General features: G+C 72.6%; 17 protein-coding genes. 15 read left to right on the top strand and 2 right to left on the bottom strand.

Features of this window, described 5'->3' with window-relative positions; genetic code table 11:
* Positions 1-182 precede the first annotated feature (182 nt).
* Positions 183-866: a flavoprotein gene (locus NLX86_RS27155; RefSeq protein ID WP_254374433.1), complete on the top strand. Its 684-nt coding sequence runs from the start codon at positions 183-185 to the stop codon at positions 864-866.
* Between the two features lie 48 nt (positions 867-914).
* Here the strand turns inward: NLX86_RS27155 and NLX86_RS27150 are convergent, their stop codons facing one another.
* Positions 915-1,169 (bottom strand): acyl carrier protein, encoded by a 255-nt coding sequence (locus tag NLX86_RS27150; protein ID WP_254374432.1) that lies wholly within the window; start codon positions 1,167-1,169, stop codon positions 915-917.
* Positions 1,170-1,218: 49 nt separating this feature from the next.
* Positions 1,219-1,875 (bottom strand): response regulator transcription factor, encoded by a 657-nt coding sequence (locus tag NLX86_RS34855; protein ID WP_308409646.1) that lies wholly within the window; start codon positions 1,873-1,875, stop codon positions 1,219-1,221.
* A 283-nt stretch (positions 1,876-2,158) separates the two neighbouring features.
* Between NLX86_RS34855 and NLX86_RS27140 the strand changes: the two genes are divergently transcribed.
* The 14 genes from NLX86_RS27140 to NLX86_RS27075 all read left to right on the top strand — a co-directional run bounded on the left by NLX86_RS27140 (position 2,159) and on the right by NLX86_RS27075 (position 21,150).
* Complete coding sequence (locus NLX86_RS27140) at positions 2,159-2,710, top strand: hypothetical protein (protein WP_254374431.1); 552 nt, start codon at positions 2,159-2,161, stop codon at positions 2,708-2,710.
* 119 nt (positions 2,711-2,829) lie between these two features.
* The gene (gene lanKC, locus NLX86_RS27135) at positions 2,830-5,511 is read left to right on the top strand and encodes a class III lanthionine synthetase LanKC (protein WP_254374430.1); all 2,682 of its coding nucleotides are present in this window, start codon (positions 2,830-2,832) and stop codon (positions 5,509-5,511) included.
* Between the two features lie 59 nt (positions 5,512-5,570).
* Positions 5,571-5,660: a class III lanthipeptide gene (locus tag NLX86_RS27130; protein ID WP_254374429.1), complete on the top strand. Its 90-nt coding sequence runs from the start codon at positions 5,571-5,573 to the stop codon at positions 5,658-5,660.
* A 111-nt stretch (positions 5,661-5,771) separates the two neighbouring features.
* On the top strand, positions 5,772-5,861 hold the full coding sequence (locus tag NLX86_RS27125; protein ID WP_254374428.1) for a class III lanthipeptide: 90 nt from the start codon (positions 5,772-5,774) through the stop codon (positions 5,859-5,861).
* 187 nt (positions 5,862-6,048) lie between these two features.
* Positions 6,049-7,614 carry a class I adenylate-forming enzyme family protein gene (locus NLX86_RS27120; protein WP_254374427.1) on the top strand — a complete coding sequence of 522 codons (1,566 nt, stop codon included), beginning with the start codon at positions 6,049-6,051 and terminating at the stop codon, positions 7,612-7,614.
* Positions 7,615-7,751: 137 nt separating this feature from the next.
* A complete protein-coding gene (gene fabF, locus NLX86_RS27115; RefSeq protein WP_254374426.1) occupies positions 7,752-9,014 on the top strand; it encodes a beta-ketoacyl-ACP synthase II in 1,263 nt (420 codons plus the stop codon).
* Positions 9,014-9,649 (top strand): GNAT family N-acetyltransferase, encoded by a 636-nt coding sequence (locus NLX86_RS27110; protein ID WP_254374425.1) that lies wholly within the window; start codon positions 9,014-9,016, stop codon positions 9,647-9,649. The genes fabF and NLX86_RS27110 overlap by 1 nt, the downstream gene beginning before the upstream one ends.
* Positions 9,650-9,751: 102 nt before the next feature.
* Positions 9,752-11,554: a fatty acyl-AMP ligase gene (locus NLX86_RS27105; RefSeq protein WP_254374424.1), complete on the top strand. Its 1,803-nt coding sequence runs from the start codon at positions 9,752-9,754 to the stop codon at positions 11,552-11,554.
* Positions 11,555-11,559: 5 nt separating this feature from the next.
* Positions 11,560-17,253 carry a type I polyketide synthase gene (locus tag NLX86_RS27100; protein WP_254374423.1) on the top strand — a complete coding sequence of 1,898 codons (5,694 nt, stop codon included), beginning with the start codon at positions 11,560-11,562 and terminating at the stop codon, positions 17,251-17,253.
* 47 nt (positions 17,254-17,300) lie between these two features.
* A complete protein-coding gene (locus tag NLX86_RS27095; protein WP_254374422.1) occupies positions 17,301-17,822 on the top strand; it encodes an SET domain-containing protein-lysine N-methyltransferase in 522 nt (173 codons plus the stop codon).
* Positions 17,819-18,523: a 3-oxoacyl-ACP reductase FabG gene (fabG, locus tag NLX86_RS27090; RefSeq protein WP_254374421.1), complete on the top strand. Its 705-nt coding sequence runs from the start codon at positions 17,819-17,821 to the stop codon at positions 18,521-18,523. The genes NLX86_RS27095 and fabG overlap by 4 nt, the downstream gene beginning before the upstream one ends.
* A 47-nt stretch (positions 18,524-18,570) precedes the next feature.
* A complete protein-coding gene (gene fabI, locus NLX86_RS27085; RefSeq protein WP_254374420.1) occupies positions 18,571-19,329 on the top strand; it encodes an enoyl-ACP reductase FabI in 759 nt (252 codons plus the stop codon).
* A 26-nt stretch (positions 19,330-19,355) separates the two neighbouring features.
* Positions 19,356-20,324, top strand: coding sequence for an ATP-binding cassette domain-containing protein (locus NLX86_RS27080; RefSeq protein ID WP_254374419.1), 969 nt, complete (start codon positions 19,356-19,358; stop codon positions 20,322-20,324).
* Positions 20,311-21,150, top strand: coding sequence for an ABC transporter permease (locus NLX86_RS27075; protein ID WP_254374418.1), 840 nt, complete (start codon positions 20,311-20,313; stop codon positions 21,148-21,150). The genes NLX86_RS27080 and NLX86_RS27075 overlap by 14 nt, the downstream gene beginning before the upstream one ends.
* Positions 21,151-21,168: the final 18 nt, after the last annotated feature.

Raw genomic sequence — 21,168 nt, 5'->3', positions numbered from 1 at the left:
GGGAGATGCGGACTGTAGGGTCGCTCCCGGCATCGGCAAGGCGAACGGATCCTATGCGGAATGTGCGTCCGGCGCGTCACTCGAAAGGTGACGGGACATCCCCTCACCGGATGATCAGACATGTTGTGAACTGCTGATCTGATGGTGAAAAAGCCCCTTGCCGTCTCCCCGGAGGACAGCCCATGACGACATCTCAGAACGACCGGACGGTACCTGCCGGCGGCGGCTCCGCGCAGGGGCGGCCGGAGATCGCACTGCCACGGGGACGCGTCCTGCTGGTGGGAACCGGTGCGTTCGGAGTGACCGGGCTGCCGAGCTGGGCGCTGCTGATGCGCATGTGGTACGGGTGGTCGCTGCGGGCGTGCCTGACGTCGTCAGCGGACCGGCTGGTCTCGCGCGAGGCGGTGGCCGCCGCCACCCGGTCACCGGTGGCGGGCCCGGAGTGGAACACCGCCGACGGTGTGGTCCCGCATCTGGAGCTGGCCGAATGGCCGGACCTGGTCGTGGTGGCCCCCGCGACGACGGCTTTCATCGCCAAGTGCGCCGTCGGGATGCCCGACAGCCTGGCGCTGAGCACCGTGCTCGCGACGCGGGCGCCGGTGGTGATGGCGCCCAGCATTCCGGAGCACACGCTGAGTCGGCGGTCCGTGCAGCGGAATCTCGAGCTCGTCAGGGAGGACGGGTTCCACGTGGCGCCGATGCAGCCCGCCGTGTCGGCGCACAAGGGGATGGAGATCGCCTCGGGGATGCCGAACATCACCACCGTGCTGCGCTTCGCGGCCGGCATCGTGCGGTCAGCCGGGGACGTCTCCACAGTCGCCGCCACGGAAGCGCCTGCGGACGCCGCCCCGGTCGGGGCCGCCTGACGGAACGTCCGGTCGCCGGCAAGGCTCGTCGGCGACCGGACACCGTTGTCAGGACTGGCTACGCCGGATACAGGCGATCAGGTCGCCCACCGTGCGGATGTGCCCGAACTCGTCGTCGGGGATGTCCACCCCGAACGTGTCCTCGACGGCCGCGCTGAGCTCGACCATGAGCAGCGAGTCCACGTCGAGGTCGTCCTTGAACCGGCTGTCGGCCTGGACGGAGTCCGCGGGTATCTCGGCTATCTCGTCGAGCAGCGACGCGATAGCGGCGAGCAGGTCCTGATCGGTCTTGGTGGAGGACATCGAGAAACCTTTCGTATTGATTCTCAACCGCGCTGTGCGGTATCCGGATTCAGCTGGCGGCGCGCAGCTGGACATCGCGTACGGCGAGCGCCGCTTCGACCCTGCTGCGGAGTCCGAGCTTGGTCAGCGTGCGGCTGACATGTGTCTTGATCGTGTTCTCGGACACATCGAGCCGGTTGGCTATCTGCAAGTTCGACAACCCGCTTCTGACGTAACCGAGAACTTCGATCTCTCTTGACGTCAGACGACTTCTGATCTGCTCTTCGTCCACTTCCGCCGGCAGCAATTCAGTGCGGTCGGCGACGGCGCCCGCGAGTCTGCGCACCGCGGCCGGATCGATGAAGCCCTGTCCTTGCGCGATGAGTCTCACCGCATTGACAAGTTCGGTCGCCGAAGACTCACTCAGCAGATACCCGACGGCGCCGGCGGACAGCGCCCGCAGCACATCACGGTCGACTCCTTGTGTGGTCATCACAAGGACGTCCGCCTGGGTCTGCCGTCTGATCGCCCCAATCACCCGGGCATTGTCAGAGACTCGGACTCCCGAATCCATCACGATGACATCAGGGCATAAAATCCGGGCCAATTGGACCGCCTGCACGGCCTCTGCAGCCTCGCCGACCACGTCCAGCTCCGGACACCCTCTCAAGATATGCACAAGTCCCGTTCGCACAAGACTCTCCCCGTGAAGAACTAAAACCCTCACTGTCACACTGATTGACCTTCCCCCAAAATGGTTCGGTCGGCAGCGCCAGGTCCAACTGGGCACGGCGGCGCGGCCGCACACCTGTCGATCATCGCACGTCGGCCAATCTCAGACTACTTCGAGGCAAGGCGAATCCTCAGGTCAACCAAAGAACTAGGCTGACTCGTCAATCAGGAGGATGCGGCGGCAACCGGCCGCCGCAGATACTCGTCCTGGGTGCCGGACAGCTCCACCGGCCGGCGCTCAGGACGTTCAGCGGAGAGGTGAACCGGCCATTCTTTACTTGATCATCGCTTGCGACGTCGTGTTCTGGGTCCTGCTCGTGGCGGGCCTCGCGGTCCGTTATAAGGCAGGCCGGCGACGTCTCGGCGGAGCCCTGCTGCTCTGCGTTCCCCTGCTGGACGTCGTACTGCTGGCCGCCACGGTCGTCAGCCTGCGGGACGGCGCCGAGGTGGACGTCTGGCACGGCCTCTCCGCCGCTTACCTGGGCTTTACGGTGGCTTTTGGGCATCAGACGATCCAATGGGCGGACGAGAAGGCCGGCCATCGGTTCGGCGGCGCTCCGCGCGTCAAGAAGCCGGCCCTGTACGGGCGGGCTCGGATCGTCCAGGAATGGCGGTCGTGGCTGCGGTTCCTCCTTGCCTACGCTGTGAGTTGTGTATTGCTTTTCGCAATGGTCTGGTTCGTAGGAGGAATCGACCGAGGCGCACCCGTCCTGGTCTGGCTCAATCCGCTCACGAAGATCCTGATCTACAGTCTGATCTGGCCGATCATCGTGACGATCCGGCCCGGCCGGGCTGCCGAGGAAGTACCGGAAGCCGAGGGCCGTCCCTAGCGCGACCGGCCGGAATTCCCGGGACGTGCTGCATTCCGAGCCATTCCGCCCACGTCTTTCGCCAATTCGCCAGCATCCTCAATCCACCGTGTTCACTCCACCCGTCGGGAAGGCAGGAAATGATCGAGCAGCGCCACCTCTACGGGTGGGTGGATCCGGTTTTCCACGAGTCCCCCGGTGAGCGGACGGATGACGAGGTCCCTTTCGCGGCGACGACCCGGGAGCCGCCCGCCGGCTGGGCCCGCACCGCGCGGGACGTGTGGACGGTGATGTCGCCGGACGGACTGCGGCTGCCGGACCAGGGCTGGAAGATCCATGTCTCCGCCGTTGCGGAGCACGCCGAGTCCGTCGTGGACACGGTCTGGGACTACTGCACGTCCCACGGCCTGTCGTTCAAGTTCCTGCGCAGCCACGGGCTGTTCGAGCTCTTCAACTCCAAGTACATGCCGCGGCAGGCGAGCGGAAAGCTGATCGCGGTCTACCCGTCGGACGAGACGGAGCTGGAAGCCGCCCTGGCCGGCCTCGGAGAGCTCCTCGCCGACCGGCCCGGGCCCTCCATCCTCACCGACCTGCGCTGGGAGGACGGGCCGCTGCACGTGCGCTACGGCGCCTTCCGCAAGCGGCAGTTGATCGACGACCAGGGCCGGGAGGTCCTGGCCATGGAGCGGCCCGACGGCACCCTGGTACCGGACGAACGGCGCCCCGGCCACTACGCCCCCTCCTGGGTCCCTGTTCCCGGCTTCCTGGCGCCCCAGGTCACCCGCCGCACCCGGGGCACCGGCGACTTCCCGTACCGCGTCCAGCGCGCCCTCCACTTCTCCAACGGCGGCGGTGTCTACCTCGCCGAGCGGCTCGCGGACGGCCGCCGGGTGGTTCTCAAGGAAGCCCGTCCCGGTGCGGGTGTGGACTCCGAGGGCCGCGACGCCGTCGAGCGGCTGGACCGGGAGCGCTGGGCGCTGGAGCGGCTCGCGGGTGTCGAGGGCGTACCCGAGCTGTACGAGCACGTGGTGTCCGGCGGCCACCACTTCCTCGCCATGGAGTACCGCGAGGGGGAGATGCTGTGGCTGTGGGTCGCGACGTACCACCCACTGCTCTTCTCCGGCACCGGTGCACGGGACGAGGCCGGCTACGCACGCCGGGTGGAGGAGCTCGCCGCCCGGGTGCAGCGGATGCTGGACGCCATCCACGCCCGTGGGGTCGTCGTCGGCGACCTGCATCCCGGCAACATCCTGGTCACCCCTGACGGGCGGCTCTCCCTCGTCGACTTCGAGGCGGCATTCCCCGCCGACGACGGCGGCGCGGGGCGGCCGGCGCTCGGCGCCCAAGGGTTCATGGCGCCGCCCGGGTTCACCGGAACCGCCGTGGACCACTACGCGCTCGGCGCGCTGCGCGGCTGGTTCTTCCTGCCCGTCAACCGGTTGTTCCCGCTGGCTCCTGGCCGCCAGGAACAGTTCGCGGACGCCGTGGAGCAGCGCTTTGGACCGGTGCTCGGGGCGGAGTTCCTCGCCGCCATGCGCACCGGGATGACCCCCCAGCAGGCCGCCGCACCCACCTCGCGCACCCCCGCGCCCGACACGCCGCCCGCCGGCGGGCGGCCGGCGCGGCTGGTCCGTCGTGACGCCCTGCTCGGGCTGCCGCTGGACGTGGACCTCGACGCGCCGCACGTGGACTGGGCGGCGGCCCGCGCCTCCCTCGTGTCGGGCATCCTGCTCAGTGCCACGCCGCACCGTGAGGACCGGCTCTTCCCAGGCGACGTACAGCAGTTCGTGCACGGGGGGTCCGCGTTCGGCCACGGCGCCGCAGGAGTGCTGTGGGCTCTGGACGCCTGCGGCGCGGGCCGGTTCCCCGAGCACGAGGACTGGCTGCTGGCGAGTGCCGAGCGCGGGCTGCCGGCCCGGCCCGGCTTCTGGACCGGACTGCACGGTATCGCCCACGTACTCGCCGGCTTCGGCCACGAGAAGCAGGCCCGCGCCCTGGCCGAACAGGCTGCGCCGTCCCTCGGCCGGCTGCGCAACGCGAGTCTCTTCGACGGCCTGGCCGGGGCGGGGCTGGGCCTGTTGGACCTGGCCGTCCGCTACGGGGACGACGGCTTCCTGGCACAGGCCGAACAGGCCGCCGGCCGCCTCAGCGATCTGGTGCGCGAGCCCGCCGACTCGTGGGGCCCCGGCCCCGGGCAGGCCGGACTGATGCGCGGCTGGTCGGGCGTGGCCCTGTTCCTGCTGCGCATGTACGAGGCCACGGGCGAGGAACGCCAACTGGACCTGGCGGTACGCGCCCTCGACCGGGACCTGGCCGGCTGCGTGCCACAGAGCAACGGCAGCCTGCAGGTGGCCGACCGGGGGGTGCGGACCCTTGCCTACCTGGACGTCGGCAGCGGCGGCATCGCCCTGGTCGCAGACGAGCTGCTGACGTACCGCCAGGACGCCGTGCCGGCGGATCTGCTGACGTCTGTCCGGCGCGCCTGCCAGGCGGAGTTCGTGGTCGAGCCGCATCTGCTGAACGGCCGGAGCGGCCTGATGGCCGTGGTCGCCCGACTGGCCCACCGCGACCCGGGGACGGAGGCGCGGGACGCCGTGGACCTCCACCTGCGGCGCCTGACCTGGCACAAGCTGTCCTATCGCGGACATCTGGCGTTCGCGGGCGAGCAGTCCTACCGGCTCTCGGCCGATCTGGCGACCGGCACCGCGGGGATCCTCCTCGGCATCACGGCTGCCCTGGACGGCAGTTCCCCGTTCCTGCCCTTCCTCAGCCCCCGCCCGCAGGAGGGCGGGGTGGGCACCGGCCCGGCGCCCACCCCCTGAGACTTGGCCCGCCGACCGGCGAGGCCTCCGTACCGCACCACACGAAGGAGGTGACACACATGGAGTCGATTCTCGACCTGCAGGAGCTGGAGACCTCTGAGGAGGAGTCCGCCCTCATGGCCGCCAGCACCGTCAGCAACAACTGCTGACGTGAGGCCCGGTGAGCGACGCGGCCGTAGGGCCCGCCGCTCATGCCTTCCTGAACCCCGGCTTCGCCGAACGGCGAGGCCAGGCATCACCACGCGAAGGAGGTGACACACATGGAGTCGATTCTCGACCTGCAGGAGCTGGAAACCTCTGAGGAGGAGTCCGCCCTGATGGCGGCCAGCACCGTCAGCAACGGCTGCTGACGCGAGGCCTGGACGGGCGTGAGTCCGTAGCCGGGTGGCGTGACCCGAAAGCGACTCGGGTCACGCCACCCCCAGAATGCCCGCCACCGGCCCCGCCCGGCCACCCCGCCCCCTACCAGCCATCGCATCGGCTGTCGCGAGAGCGATTCCGACAGACATTCGCGACCAAGCCCGAGGAGTACGTCCCATGGAGCAGGTGAGAGCCGATCGTCGCGCCATGGCGGTCATCGACGGCCGCGCACCGGCCACCGCCGAGGACGCGGGCCCCGCCGCTGTGGCCGCCGCGCGGGTGCTGAGGGCCCACGGGGTGAGGCCGGGCGACCGAGTCCTGGTGAAGGCGGACAACTCCGTCGAGCAGGTCGTGGCCGTGCTCGCCCTGGTCCACCTGGGGGCGTCACTCGTTCTCCTCGACAACCACCACACGGACGCCGAGACCCTGCGCGCGCTGACGGCCGCCCAGGTCCGGTTCGTACTGACGGACCGCCGGAGTCGGCCGGTGCCGGCCGGGATCCGCGGCCTGACCGTTGAGGAGCTGTACCGGGCGGCACGGGAGCCGGCCGGCCCGGACACCGGCACCGGCACCGGCACCGGCACGGACCCGAGAACGAATCCCGAGTCGGACCCGGACACCTCCGAAGACTTCTCCACCCAGGCCTGGTACTGCCGCGACGACGCCCTGGTGATCTGGTCCTCCGGCACCACCGGCGAGTCCAAGGGCATCGTGAAGTCCGGCCGCGCGTTCCTCGACAACCTCGAACGCACCCGCCGCCTGATGGCCTATGGCGTCGGCGACGTGTTCCTGCCGCTGCTGCCCTTCTCGCACCAGTACGGGATCTCGCTGATCCTGCTCGCGCACCTCAGCGGCGGGGACCTGGTCGTGGTCCCGTACACCCGCCTGGACCGTGCCCTGGCCGCCGGCGCCCGCTGCGGGGCGACCGTGGTCGACGCCACGCCCGCGACGTACCGCAGCGCCCTCAACCTGATGAACCGTCGACCGGCGCTGCTGACCGCCCTGCGCGGAGTGCGGATGTGGTGCACCGGAGGCGCGCCGATGGACCGGAACCTGGGCCGGCACTTCCGGGAGTCGACGGGCCGGCCGCTGCTGGACGGTTACGGCAGCACCGAGGCGGGCAATGTGGCCTTCGCCACCCCCGACAACCCGGTGGGATGCGGCCGGATTCTGGACGGGCTGGAGGTGCGCATCCTCAGCCCGGACGGGCGGCGGGCACTGCCACCCGGTGAGGTCGGCGAGATCTGGCTGCACACCCCCGACCTGATGGAGGGCTACCTGTCGGCCGGAGGCGGTATCGCCCCGGCGCCGGCCTCGCACGGTTACCGCACCGGCGACCTGGGTCACCTCGATGAGGGGGGCAACCTGCACGTGGCCGGCCGCAGGTCCGCCGTGCACCGGCTGGGCCACACCCTCTACCCGGAGGTGCTGGAACGCAAGGCGGAGGTATGCGGACGGCCGGTCAAGGTGATCGCGCTCGCCGACGAACGCCGCGGCCACGAGCTCGTGTTCGTGATCGAGGACCCCGAGTCGGGCCATCCCAGGGTCTGGCGCGAACGGGTCAGCCGGCAGCTCGCCTCCTTCGAGCACCCCAACCACGTACTCGTCACCGACCGCTTCCCGCTGAACCGCAACGGGAAGACCGACGTGCTCCGGCTGCGCGCCTGGGTGACCGCGCGGCTGCGGAGCGGGCCGGAACAGCAGTCCCGGCAGCCCGTACCCGCACCCGCCGCGCTCGACTGACCGGCACCCGCGGGCCGCCCGCGGGCACATGGGCGCCCGGCGCATCCCGCGCCCGCCCACCGCATGCGGAACCACGCGGCCCGAACCCGCCGCCCACCCCGGCCGGCCGAGACCACCGCCACAACGAAGGAACCACCATGCCTCGCAGCACCCAGCACAGCTCCCGTCGACGCGTCGTCATCACCGGAGCGGGCGTCGTGACCTCGATCGGCCACACCGTCGACACCTTCTGGGCCGGTCTCCTCGAAGGGCGCAGCGGCATAGGGCCGATCACCGCCTTCGACCCCCACGACCTGCCGACCCGAATCGCGGCGGAGGTCCGCGACTTCGACCCGTCGCCCTACATGTCGCGCCGGGAAAGCCGGCGCATGGACCGCTTCGGCCAGTTCGCCATGGCCGCCGCCGTTCAGGCGATGGAGCAGTCGAAGCTGGAGATGGCCGAGGGCACCGGCCACCGGCTCGGTGTGCTGATCGGTTCGGGTTACGGCGCCAACATCGCGGGCATCGCGGCCGTCGAGCGGATGCGCGAGCGCGGCCCGAAGGGCATCAACGCCAACTACGCGATCGGCGGCGCCCCGGACAACCCGTCCAGCGAGGTCGCCATGCGGTTCGGGGCCGAGGGACCGACAGGGGCGATCATCACTGCCTGCGCCACGGGCACCACCTGCGTCGGCGAGGCCGTCCAGATGATCCAGGCGGGCCGTGCCGACGCGATGATCGCGGGTGGCGCCGACGACCCCATCACCCGACTGGATGTCGCGGCCATGGCCAATCTGCGTGCGCTCAGCCGCCGCAACGACGAACCGGGCTGCGCCAGCCGCCCGTTCGACCGCGACCGCGACGGTTTCGTCTTCGGATCCGGCAGCGGGATCGTGGTCGTGGAGGAGGCCGGGCACGCGCTGCGGCGCGGCGCGCCGATCCTGGGCGAGGTCGTCGGATACGGCGCGACCACCGACGCGTACCACTCCACGGCTCCGCACCCGGAGGGCCTCGGCGCGCAGCGCGCCCTGCGCATGGCGCTCGACGACGCGGGACTCGACGCCACGCAGGTCGACTACGTCAACGCGCACGGCACCAGCACCGTGCTGAATGACGCCACCGAGGTCGCGGCGCTCTGGGCGGTGCTCGGCGAGCACGCGAAGCGGATCCCCGTCAGCTCCCAGAAGTCGATGATCGGCCACCTGATCGCGGGCGCCGGTACGGTCGAACTCATCGCCACGCTGCGGACGATCGCCACCGGCATCGTGCCGCCCACCCTGAACTGCGACAACCCCGAGGACCCGGAGCTCAACTTCGTGCCCCACACGCCGCAACGGCACGAGGTGCGTACGGCGCTGAGCAACTCCTTCGGCTTCGGCGGCCACAACGCGGTGCTCGCCGTCACCCGCTGGGAGCAGTGATGCGTGGCGACTTCGTCTCCCTCCAGCGCTGCACGGACGAGGACTACGAGCGCATCGCCGACTGGGCCCTGAGCTCCGTCAGCACCTACTCCTCGGGATCGCCGCAGCTGCTCGGCGGCGCCGACATCCGGCAGGCCGCCCGGCAGGGCGGGATGAACTACATGATGGTCGTCACCCACGAGGGTGAGCGGATCGGCGCGGTCAACTGGGGTCCGCTCGCCTACCAGGGCAGCTACACCATCGGCTCCGCCATCGGCGCCTCGGGCCTGTGGAGCCAGGGGTACGGCGCCGAGGCGAACGTGCTCCTGCTCAACCACCTGTTCCACGCGCTCAACGCCCACCGGGTGCAGCTCACCCTCGGCATGCACAACCGGCACATGGTGCAGATCGTGATGCACGGCGGTTTCGTCGTCGAGGGCATCCTGCGGGACTACTTCTTCGTCGACGGGCGGCACTTCGACGCCGTCACGTGCTCCCTGCTGCGCTCGGAGTTCTACGCGCTGGCCGAGGACTCCGAACTGGGCCTGGCCGCCGACACGGTTCCGGCCGAGGAGAAGGAGGCGGCGCGCAGCATGTTCGCCGACCACCTGGAGCGCCGGTCCGCCGGCTATCTGCTGGACCTCCTCGAACGCTGACCTCCGCTCCCCCTCACGTACACGCACGTACACGCACGTCCCAGGAATGCCCCAGGCACATCCCAGGTGAATCCCAGGCAAGAAAGGCTGTTCACGATGCCCATGTCCGCTCCGGGACGTCCGGCCCCACCCGGCCTCTTCGGCGGCGACCTCGTCAGCCTGGTGCGCCGGCACGCCGATACTGCCGGCGAGGCGCCCGCGTTCACGTTCGTGGACTACGCGTCCGACCGGCGCGGCCGCTCCCGCGGCCTGTCGTACCGGCAGCTGGACCGGCTGGCCCGCTCGGCCGCGGCCGAGCTGCGCCGCTATGCGGAGCCGGGCGACCGGGTGGCCCTGGCGGCACCGCAGGGGCTGGAGTACCTGGTCGGCTTCCTGGGCTGCCTGTACGCCGGCCTGATCGCGGTGCCGCTGCACGCCCCGGACGCGTACCACGGTGACGACCGGCTGCTCGCGGTCCTGGAGGACTGCGACCCGGCCTGCCTGCTGACGATCGGCGAGTACGCCGACGCAACCGCGGCGCTTGGCCTGCGGGCCACCGGGCGGAGGCTGCCGGTCGTCGAAACGGACCTGCTGTGGGACCGGGCGGACGACGACGCCGAAGCGCGCGAAACGCCGGGCACCGTGGACGTGGACCCCGTGGAGGTTGGCCCAGAGGCCGTCGCCTACCTCCAGTACACCTCGGGATCCACCCGCCGCCCGCGCGGCGTCGTGGTCAGCCACGCGAACCTGCTCGCCGCCGCGGTGCAGAGCGCCGTCCAGTCCCAGCTGCACAGCAGCGATGTGATTGTGTCCTGGTTGCCCTACTTCCACGACATGGGGCTGATCACCGGCGTGGCCATGCCGCTGAGCGCGGGTGCGCACGCCGTACACCTGAGCCCCATGGCCTTCGTACAGCGGCCTCTGCGCTGGCTCCAACTCATCAGCGACCACCGCGCGACCTGGACGGCAGCCCCCAATTTCGCCCTCGACCTGACAGTCCGGCGGGTCTCGGCCGAGCAGCGGGCCGGACTGCGCCTGGACTCACTGCACACCCTGTGCAACGGCGCTGAGCAGGTCCGCTCGCTCAGCGTGGAGGCGTTCTCGCGGGCCTTCGCACCCTGCGGCTTCACCCTGTCCGGGCACGCCCCCGGGTACGGGCTCGCCGAGGCCACACTCGGCGTGACCACCGCGCTCGACGGGGCCCTGGTGCGGTCCTTCGACCGGGACGCGCTGGCCGGGGGCCGGGTGGTGCCGGTCGCGCCCAACAGCCCACAGGCGTGGGACCTGGTGGGCTGCGGGGTCCCGATGCCCGGAGTGAGCGTGGCCGTGACGGACCCGGACACGGGCCGGGAACGCCCGATGGACCGGACCGGCGAGATCTGGGTCAGCGGGCCCAACGTGGCCCGCGGGTACTGGGGCCGGCCCGAGGCATCCGCCGAGTCCTTCGGTGCCGTGCTGACCGAGGCGGGCGGCGCCCGCACCGAACCGGTCTGGCTGCGCACCGGCGACCTGGGATTCATCCACGAGGGCCAACTCTTCCTGGCCGGCCGAAGCAAGGAACTCATCGTGGTCGACGGGCGCAACCACTACCCGGCGGACCTGGAGGCCACCGTCGAGGAGGCGCTGGCGGCGCTGAGCCCCGCGGCCACCGCGGCCTTCTCGGTGGACGGCGGCTCCGCCGAACGGCTGGTGGTGGCCGTCGAGCTGCGCCGCGCCCCGCACAGCGAGAGCCTGCCGGCCCGGGCCGAATCCGTGGCTGTCGTCCGCCGCGCGGTCTCGGCGCAGCACGGCGTGGACGTGGCCGACGTGCTGTTCCTGCGGCCCGGCACGGTGCCCAGGACGAGCAGCGGCAAGGTGCGCCGCCGTGCCTGCGCCGACCGGTACACCGCCGGCTCCCTGCACACCGACCTCAGCGCGGACTGGTGAGACCCATGGACGACCGCATTCCCCAACTTGCCCCGCACACGGAACAGTCGCTGAGGCGCTGGCTGACCGACTGGCTCGCCGCGAAGCTGGACATCGCCCCCGCCGAGGTCGGGCCCACGCAGCCCTTCCAGGACCTGGGCCTCGGATCGCTGTCCGTGGTGCAGCTCTCCGGCGAGCTGGAGGAGCTCCTGGACCGGGAGGTGCCGCCGACCGTCGTCTACCGGGCGCCGACCGTCGCGGCCCTGGCCCGCCACCTCATCGACCCGCAGGCCGAGCCGCTGCCCGGCCCGCTGCTGTCGCCCGCCCTCGGGCCGGAGGCGGACGCGGCCGAGGCTCCCGTTGCCGTGATCGGCCTGGCCTGCCGCCTGCCCGGCGGCGCCGACAGCCCGGACGCGTACTGGCGGCTGCTGCGCGAAGGCCGGGACGCGACCGCAAGCGTGCCCGCGGACCGCTGGTCCGACACCGCCGCGCAGGGAGCGCATGCCCGCGAGGTCCTGGACCGCACGCCCGCCCGGGGCGGTTTCCTGACCGAGGATCTCGCCGCGTTCGACGCCGAGTTCTTCGGCCTGTCCGACCGGGAGGCCGCGGCCGTCGACCCGCAGCAGCGGCTGATGCTGGAAGTGGCCTGGGAAGCCCTGGAGCACGCCGGGATCCCGCCGCGCTCGCTCGCGGGCAGCGCCGCCGGAGTGTTCGTCGGTGCGTCCGCCTCGGACTACGGCAGCCTGCAGATGAACGACCTGGCGAGCGTGGACGCGTGGAGTGGGACCGGGTCCGCCCTGAGCGTCATCGCGAACCGGATCTCGTACACCCTGGGCCTGACCGGGCCGAGCATGGTGGTCGACACGGCATGCTCCTCCTCGCTCGTCGCCGTACACCTGGCGATGCGGAGCCTGCGCGCACGTGAGTCGTCCGTCGCGCTGGCCGGCGGGGTCAACCTGCTGCTGTCCCCGGCCGTCACGGTGAACTTCGAGGACGCGGGCGTCATGGCGGCCGACGGCCGCTCGAAGACGTTCGCTGCCGGAGCCGACGGCTACGGGCGCGGCGAGGGCTGCGGATTCGTCGTCCTCAAGCGGCTGGACCGGGCGCTGCGCGACGGCGATCCGGTGCTGGCGGTGCTGCGGGGCAGCGCCGTCAACCAGGACGGAGCCTCCAACGGCCTGATGGCGCCCAGCCCGCGCGCCCAGGAGCGGCTGATCCGGGCGGCTCTGGACTCGGCCGGGGTCACGGCCGATTCCCTGGACTACGTTGAGGCCCACGGGACCGGCACCGAACTGGGCGACCCCGTCGAGGTCGAGGGCATCGCCGCGGCCCTGCTCGGTACGGGTACCGCGCGCGGGAGCGACCTGCTGATCGGCTCGGTGAAGACCAACATCGGTCATCTGGAGGCGGCGGCCGGAATCGCCTCGCTGATCAAGGTCGTACTGAGCCTGGTCCACGGGGCGTTGCCGCCGAGCCTCCACTTCGACGAGCCCAATCCGCACATCCCCTTCGACCGTCTGCCCCTTCGCGTGGTCACCGAGGTCACCGGCTGGAAGCGAGGGGACCGGCAGCGCCGGGCCGGAGTCAGCGGCTTCGGTTTCGGCGGCACCAACGCGCATCTGATCCTTGAGGAGGCCCCCGCCCCGGCGCAAGACGCGCGGCCCGCGGCCGTGCCGGGGCCGCTGCTCGTACCGCTGTCGGCCGGGTCGGCCGAGGCGCTGCGCGCACAGGCCCGCCGGATGGGCAACTGGCTGCGCACCCACCCGGACGTGCCGGCGGCCGACGTGGCGCACACACTGGCGCTGCGCCGCTCCCACGAGAGCCACCGGATCGCGGTGGTCGCCGATTCCACGCGGACGCTGGCGGCGCGCTTCTCCGCCTTCGCCGCCGGTACGGCCGTTCCCGGACTGGCGGAGGGGACCACCGAGGCGGGCGGCGAGCAGGACGGACCGGTGTGGGTGTTCTCGGGCCAGGGCTCGCAGTGGGCCGGCATGGGCCGTGAACTGCTGCGCAAGGAGTCCGCGTTCGCCCGGTGCGTCGATGAACTGGAGCCGCTCGTCGCGGCCGAGGGCGGCTTCTCGCTGCGCGAGGTGCTGAACTCGTCCGACGTCCCCACCCGGGTGGACGTGGTTCAGCCCGTGCTGTTCGCGATGCAGGTTGGCCTCGCCGCCGTGCTGCGCTCACGCGGGGTGCGCCCAGGCGCGGTCATCGGGCACTCCATGGGCGAGGTGGCCGCTGCGGTCGTCTGCGGCGCGCTCCGCCTGCCCGACGCGGTACAGGTGGTCTGCCGCCGCTCCCGGCTGCTCACCCGCGTCGCGGGGCAGGGCGCGATGGCAGTGGTCGAGGCGGACCTGGAGCGCGCCCGGGCGCTCGCGGCCGGGGCGGGCGCCGGGGTGGAGGTCGCCGTGGTGCCCAGCCCGCGCTCGGTGGTCGTCTCCGGGGACCCCGGGGCGATCCGCCGGCTGGTCGAGGAATGCCAGCGGCAGGAGGTCAACGCCCGCACCGTGCAGGTCGACGTGGCCTCGCACTCCCCGCAGATGGACGTGCTTCTCGGTCCGCTGCGGGAGGCGCTGCGGGAGCTGACGCCGCGGGCGGCGGAGCTGCCCTTCCTCTCCACCGTCGGCGGACGCGAGGACCGGGCGCCGGCCTGCGACGCGGACTACTGGGCCGACAACCTGCGCGCCCCGGTCCTGCTCGCGGACGCCGTCCGCGCCGCCGAGGCGGCCGGGTTCCGAGTCTTCCAGGAGGTCAGCCCACATCCCGTCCTGATCCGCGACATCGCCACGACACTCGACGAGGGCGCCCCCTCCCGGGCCCGGGTGGTCGCGACGCTGCGGCGCGACACCGACCCAGGTGCGGCGCTTGCCTCCGCGCTCGGCGCGCTGCACTGCCACGGAGTCCGGCTGCCCTGGGAGCGGTTGGTCCCCGCGGGCGGTCTCACCGACCTGCCACGGCTGGCCTGGCACCGCCGGCGCCACTGGACCCGGTCCGGCGCCGCCGCGGCCCCCGCGCCCGAGACCCGGCCGGCGGACCCGGCCGCACTCCCCGCCACGGCCCCGCTCCCCGGAACGGCCACCGCGCTCGGCGCGCTGCCCGGTGCCTGGCTGTGGGAGACCGAGCTGCGTGGGCGCGGCCACGATGCGCTGTACCAACACCGGGTCGGCGGGCGGCCCCTGTTGCCGCTCTCCGCCCCGCTGCTGATCGCCCTGCGCGCGGCCGAACGGGCCGGGAGCGCGGAGCAGACGGAGCACGCGGTACGGGACCTGACCGTGCACGCGCCCGTCGTACTCGATGAGGCCGCCGAGGCGGCCGCGCCCGCACTGCAGACTCTGCTGCGGGCCGGCGACGCTGCCGACCCCGCCCCCGCCCGGCTGGACCTGCACTCCCGCACCGGCCGCGCGGCATGGACCCGATGCGCCTCGGCCCGGCTGCACCCGGACCCCGATCCCCTCGGCGCGGGCCCCGGCCCTGAACCGGCCGCCGCCGTCGGGGACATGGAACGGATCGACGTGTCCGGGCACTACGCGCGCCTGGCCTCCGGCGGGCTGGAGTACGGGCCGCGGCTGCGCACGCTGCGCCGGCTGTGGCGCTCCGGTGCCACCGCGATCGGCGAGGCCCTGCCGGCCGAGCCGGACCGGGCCGACCCCCTGCTGCTGTTCCTGGAGGCCGGCTTCCAGACCCTCACCGCCTGCCTGCCGGATTCCGGCGCGGCCGGTGCGGAACCGGGCGGCTTCCTGGTCACTGGCGCCGACGGCTTCCGGATGCCGCGGGCGGCCGCGGAGCCGGGCACCGACGGCCCCTTGTACGTACGGGCACGCCTCGAAGAGGACGGCGACGGCGCGTTCACCGCGGCGCTGGACTGGTACCGGGCGGGGCGGCGGGTGGCCGCGGCGCACGGAGTCCGGGTGCGGCGGGCCGGCGGCGCGCCGGCCGGCGTGCCCGGCTCCTGGGCGCATGCGCTGCGCTGGCGGCTCGAGCCGCTCGCGGATCCGGACGCCCCGGTCGGCGGCCCGGTGCTGGTCGTCGCGGACGGAGCGGGCGTCGGCGAGGCCCTGGCCCGGCGGCTGCGCGCCACGGGGGTGCCCTGCCGGACCGTGGCCGCCGCGGACCTGGACGGCCTGGCCGAGAGCCCACTGCGCACGGCGCTGGGCGATCTCGCCGAGGTGCGGCACCTGGTGTACTGCGCAGGCCTGGACACCGGCCCCGCACAGGGCACCGACCCGGCGCGCGCGGTACGGCTCGCCTCGTCCGCGGTACGGCTCATCCGGGTACTGCTCGCCGAACCGGACACCCGGGCACGGCTGTGGTTGGCCACCGGCCGTGCCCAGGCGGTGGCGCGAGAAGGCGGTCTGAGCCCGGCGCAGGCCCAACTGTGGGGCCTGGGGCGCTGCCTGGCGCTGGAGGACCCCGAGCGGTTCGGCGGTCTGGTCGACCTCGACGACCCCGCGGATCCGGAGGCCTGCGCGGCCGCCCTGCTGGCCGAGCTGGGCTCCGCGCCGGCCGGCGGGCAGAGCGCGTACCGCGCCGCGGTCCGCCATGTCCCGCGGCTGGTCCGTACGCCGCTGCCCGCTCCCGTGGTCCGGCCGGTGGACCCCGAGGGCGCGCACCTCGTGGTCGGCGCGACCGGTCGGATCGGCCCGCTGCTGCTGGAGCGCCTGATCCACCTGGGTGCGAGGCATCTCGTACTGGTCTCCCGCCGGGGCATACCGGAGGAGACCGCGGACGCCCTGCGTGCCCAGGGTGTCGGTGTCACCGGCGTCGCCGCGGATGTGGCCGACGAGGAGGCTATGGGGGAGCTGTTCGCCAGGTTCGGCGACGGGCTCCCGCCCCTGCGCGGGATCTACCACGCCGCGTTCGCCGAGGACGTCGCGCCGCTGGCGGAACTGGACGACGCCCGGCTGGAGTCGGTGCTGCGCGCCAAGGTGGCCGGAACCGCCCTGCTGCACCGGCTGTCGGCCGGCCACGAGGTGGCGGAGTTCCTCTGCTACTCCTCCACCACGGCGCTGCTCGGCTCCCAGGGGCTGGCGCATTACGCGGCGGCCAACTGCTTCCAGGACACGTTGGTCCACCTCCGCAGCGAGCGCGGCGAAGCGGCCCACACCGTCAACTGGGGCACCTGGAGCGACGGCTTGGCCGGCACCGCGGTCACCGAGGCGATCACCGCGTCGGGGCTGCGGCTGATGGACGGAGCCCGGGCGGTGCGCGCCCTCGACCACGTGCTCGGCTGCTCTGCCGCGCAGGTGGTCGTCGCCGACGCCGACTGGCCCGTGCTGGCCGCCGCCTACGCCACCCGGACACCGGTGCCGCTGCTGGCCGACCTCGAAGACGCGGCCGGCGAGGGCGCCGGGGGCCCCGGAGACCTGTCCGGCCCGGCCGGCCCGTTCTCGGGGCCGGAGCCGGTCGCCAGCCGGCTGCCGGAGCCGCTGCCGGCCGCCGAGCTGCGGGAGCGGCTGTCGGCCGCCGGCGACGAGGAGCGACAGCGGCTGCTGCACCGGTACGTGCACGAGACCGTGGCCTCGGTACTCGGCCTGTCCTCGCGTCGCGCGCTCGATCCGGCGGACCGCTTCTGGGATCTCGGCATGGACTCCCTGCTGACCATGACCCTGGTCCGCCGCCTCAAGGCCGTCGTCCCCGGTCTGCGCCCGCAGGCCCTGCGGGACAACCCGACCGTGGCGGGTCTCACCGAGGCACTTATGGACCTGCTGGACCCGGCCACCTGATCCGGCCCGGCACCCCCCACCATCCCTACTCCCCTGCGAGGAATCCCTTGTCCGCGTCACCGTCCACGTTCCTGTCCGCTGCGCCGGCCCCGGCGTCCGCGCCGCTGTCCACGCCGCAGTCCCCGGCCGCCACCACCCTCGTGGAGGATCGCCCGTACGGCAGGGGCGTGACCACGGCCCGGCCGCTGGCCGAGGGCCAGGTCGTCTTCGACCTCGTCGGCTGCGAGGTGCTCGGCACCGCCTCGATCTACACGATCGACCTCGGCGACGGGCGGCACATCGACGGTCCGGAAGTCCGCTACCTCAACCACTCCTGCGCACCGAACACCTACGTCGACACCACCGCCCTGCGAGTCGTCGCGCTGCGCCCGATCGCCGAGGGCGAGGAGCTCACCTTCTTCTACCCCTCGACCGAGTGGGACATGGTCGGCCCGTTCAACTGCCTGTGCGCCGCCGAGGACTGCGTCGGCAGCGTCTCCGGAGCCCGTCGGCTGCCCTCCGATGTGCTCGGCCGGCATGCGCTCAACGCGCACATCGCGGCGCGGCTGAACACCGGCGGCGCCGAGTGAGCCGCTCGTGCCTGGTCGTCGGCGGCAACCGCGGTATCGGCCTGGCGGTCGCCCGTACTCTGCGGTCCGCCGGCGAACGGGTCACGGTCACCCACCGCGGCGGGGTACCGCCCGAGGGCCTCGCGGGCGTGCTGTGCGACGTCACCGACCCGGAGGCGGTGGACAGGGCGTTCCACCGGGTGGAGGAGGAGCAGGGCCCCGTCGAGGTGCTGGTCGTCAACGCCGGCATCGTGCGTGACCAGTTGATGGCCAGGATGCCCGAGGAGGCCTTCACCTCCGTCCTCGACACCAACCTGACCGGCGCCTACCGGGTGGTCAAGCGGGCCACCCGCGGCATGCTGCGGATGAGGCGCGGGCGCATCGTGCTGATCGGTTCCGTCGTCGGCCTGAGCGGAGCCGCGGGCCAGGCCAACTACGCGGCGTCCAAGGCGGGGCTGATCGGATTCGGCCGCAGCCTGGCCCGTGAACTCGGCCCGCGCGGCATCACGGTGAACGTGGTCGCGCCCGGATTCATCGAGACCGACATGACCGCCTCCCTGCCGGCCGGACTACGGCAGAAGTACATCAAGCAGATCCCCCTCGGCCGCAGCGCCGAGGCGCAGGAAGTGGCCCACGTGGTGAGCTTTCTGACCAGCCCGGAGGCCGGCTACGTCACCGGGGCCGTCGTCCCGGTCGACGGCGGCTCCTCCATGGGCCTGTGAGCGCGCGGACCGGCCGGCCGCACGAGCGAGAAGGAGAAACGGTGGGCATGGGCATTCTCGCGGGGAAGCGGATCCTCGTCACCGGCGTCCTCACAGACGCCTCGATCGCCTTCCACGTGGCCCGGGTCGCCCAGCAAGAGGGCGCCGAGGTCGTGCTGACCGGATTCGGGCGGATGAGCCTGGTCCGGCGCATGGCCGCCCGGCTCCCCCGGCCCGCGCCCGTCCTGGCACTGGACGTGACCGACACCGGCCACCTCGGCTCCCTGGCCGAGCGGGTCGGCGACCACGTCGACGGACTCGACGGAGTGTTGCACGCCATCGCCTTCGCTCCCCAGTCCGCGCTGGGCGGGAACTTCCTGCACACGCCCTGGCCGGACGTGGCCACCACGCTGCACGTGTCGACGTACTCCCTCAAGGCGCTTACGACAGCGTGCCTGCCCCTGATGGGGCCGGGCGCCTCGGTGGTGGGCCTGGACTACGACGCCTCGCGGGCCTGGCCGGGCTACGACTGGATGGGCGTCGCCAAGGCGGGCCTGGAGTCCTGCGCCCGCTATCTGGCGCGGGATCTGGGGCCGCACGGCATCCGGGTCAACCTGGTGGCGGCCGGACCGCTGAAGACTGTGGCAGCACGGAGCGTGCCCGGCTTCGAGGCCGCCTCGTGGGACGAGGCGGCGCCGCTGGGCTGGCGGGCCGACGACATGGATCCCACCGCGCGGGCCTGTGCGGCCCTGATGTCCGACTGGTTCCCGGCCACCACCGGTGAGATCGTCCATGTCGACGGTGGCGTCCACGCCACCGGCGCCTGACCGGCGGGCGGGGGACGGGGGACGACGTGGACTACGCCATCGAGACACGGTCGCTGGTCAAGCGATACGGCACGGCCGAGGCCCTGGCCGGCATCGACCTGCGGGCCGAGCCGGGCAGCGTGCTCTGCCTGCTCGGCCCGAATGGCGCGGGCAAGACGACCGTGGTGCGCACCCTGACGACACTGCTGCGCCCGGACGGCGGTTCGGCCCGCGTCGCCGGGTTCGACGTGGTCCGGGATGCCTCCCGGGTGCGCGCCGCCATCGGTGTGACCGGCCAGTTCGCCGCCGTGGACGAACTCATGACGGGTTACCAGAACTTGCTCCTCGTCGGCCGGCTGATCGGGCTCTCCCGCCGTCAGGCGGGCCTGCGGGCCGGCGAGCTGCTGGAGCGGATGAGCCTGGACGGCGCTGCGGACCGGCTCGCCCGGACGTACTCCGGGGGCATGCGGCGGCGGCTGGACCTGGCGGCGGGAATGCTGCACGAGCCGCGGGTCCTGCTCCTCGACGAGCCGACCACCGGTCTGGACCCGCGCAGCCGCAGCGAGTTGTGGCAGGTGGTACGGGACCTGGTGGGCGGTGGCACGACCGTGCTGCTCACCACTCAGTACCTGGAGGAGGCCGACCGGCTCGCCGACCACATCGCCCTGCTCGACGGCGGCCGGGTGGTGGCCACCGGCACGCCACGGGACCTCAAACAGGGCGTCGGCGGCCACCGGGTGCAGTTCCGCCCGCCGCAGGGCTCCCTGGTCCCGGAGGCGGTGGTGGCCGCGACGCGTTGGACCGGCCGGGCCGCGGTAGCCGAAGGGGACACCGTCCGGGTGCCGCTCGACGATCCGGCCCGGTTCCCGGACCTGGCTGCCCGCCTGATGGCCGCCGGGCTGGCGGGCACCGAGATCTCGCTCGGCCACCCCAGCCTCGACGAGGTGTTCCTGTCCCTCACCGGCCTGCCGCAGGTCAGCCGTTCACCGCAAGGAGCCGGTCATGCCCCCGTCTGACATCGCCTTCCCCGGAGCCTTCCGCGAATCCTTCCCGGCGGCCGTACGCGGCCGGCGACGATCGGTGAGCGCGGCCTTCCAGCAGTCGCTCACCCTCGCCTGGCGCAGTCTGACCCGGCTGCGGACCGTACCGGAGGAGACGGCCGGGTTCATCCTGCAACCGGTGATCTACGTCGTCCTGTTCGTCTTCGTCATGGGCGAGGCGATCTCCGGCAGCTGGCAGGCGCACCGGGATTTCGCCCTGCCGGGCATCGCCGTCCAGATGGTCGTCCTCGCCTCTCTCGGCACCGGGCTCTCCCTCAACACCGATCTGGAGAAGGGCCTGTTCGACCGCTTCCGGACGCTGCCCATCTCGCGGTTCGCCCCGCTGTTCGGGGCGGTCCTGGGAGATCTGGTCCGCTACGCTCTGTCCCTGGCCGTGATGGCGGGCTTCGGCGCGGCGATCGGCTTCCGGCCGGCCGGGGGCTCGGCGGGCACGGCCCTGGCCTGCGTACTCATCCTGTCGTTCGCGTTCGCCCTGTGCTGGATCTGGACCCTGCTCGGGCTCACCGCCCGTACGGCGTCCGGTGTGCAGACCCTGGCGACGGTGATCCTCTTCCCGCTGGCCTTCGGCAGCTCCACCCTGGTGAGCACGGACGGCATGCCCGGCTGGATCCGGGTGTGGGCCGAGGTCAATCCGGTCACGTGGGTCACCGACGGGGCGCGCTCGCTCGTCGCCGGCGACCCGCAGTGGCATCCGATCGCCGGGGCGCTGGTCTGGTCGACCGCCATCCTGGCCATCTTCCTTCCGTTGACCGTCCGCGCCTACCGGTGCCGAGTGCGATGACGCCCGCACGGCGTCGGT

Origin of the sequence: Streptomyces sp. A3M-1-3 (assembly GCF_024213665.1) — a bacterium.
Taxonomy (GTDB): domain Bacteria; phylum Actinomycetota; class Actinomycetes; order Streptomycetales; family Streptomycetaceae; genus Streptomyces.
Note: the sequence above shows the minus strand (reverse complement) of the source record. Positions and strands in the feature narration are given on the sequence as shown.

Bases quoted from the DNA above. Each gene is read 5' to 3' on its own strand.
- NLX86_RS27155 (WP_254374433.1), top strand. From the start codon at position 183: ATGACGACATCTCAGAACGACCGGACGGTACCTGCCGGCGGCGGCTCC.
- NLX86_RS27150 (WP_254374432.1), bottom strand. From the start codon at position 1,169: ATGTCCTCCACCAAGACCGATCAGGACCTGCTCGCCGCTATCGCGTCG.
- lanKC (WP_254374430.1), top strand. From the start codon at position 2,830: ATGATCGAGCAGCGCCACCTCTACGGGTGGGTGGATCCGGTTTTCCAC.
- NLX86_RS27130 (WP_254374429.1), top strand. From the start codon at position 5,571: ATGGAGTCGATTCTCGACCTGCAGGAGCTGGAGACCTCTGAGGAGGAG.
- NLX86_RS27125 (WP_254374428.1), top strand. From the start codon at position 5,772: ATGGAGTCGATTCTCGACCTGCAGGAGCTGGAAACCTCTGAGGAGGAG.
- NLX86_RS27120 (WP_254374427.1), top strand. From the start codon at position 6,049: ATGGAGCAGGTGAGAGCCGATCGTCGCGCCATGGCGGTCATCGACGGC.
- fabF (WP_254374426.1), top strand. From the start codon at position 7,752: ATGCCTCGCAGCACCCAGCACAGCTCCCGTCGACGCGTCGTCATCACC.
- NLX86_RS27110 (WP_254374425.1), top strand. From the start codon at position 9,014: ATGCGTGGCGACTTCGTCTCCCTCCAGCGCTGCACGGACGAGGACTAC.
- NLX86_RS27105 (WP_254374424.1), top strand. From the start codon at position 9,752: ATGTCCGCTCCGGGACGTCCGGCCCCACCCGGCCTCTTCGGCGGCGAC.
- NLX86_RS27100 (WP_254374423.1), top strand. From the start codon at position 11,560: ATGGACGACCGCATTCCCCAACTTGCCCCGCACACGGAACAGTCGCTG.
- fabI (WP_254374420.1), top strand. From the start codon at position 18,571: ATGGGCATTCTCGCGGGGAAGCGGATCCTCGTCACCGGCGTCCTCACA.
- NLX86_RS27075 (WP_254374418.1), top strand. From the start codon at position 20,311: ATGCCCCCGTCTGACATCGCCTTCCCCGGAGCCTTCCGCGAATCCTTC.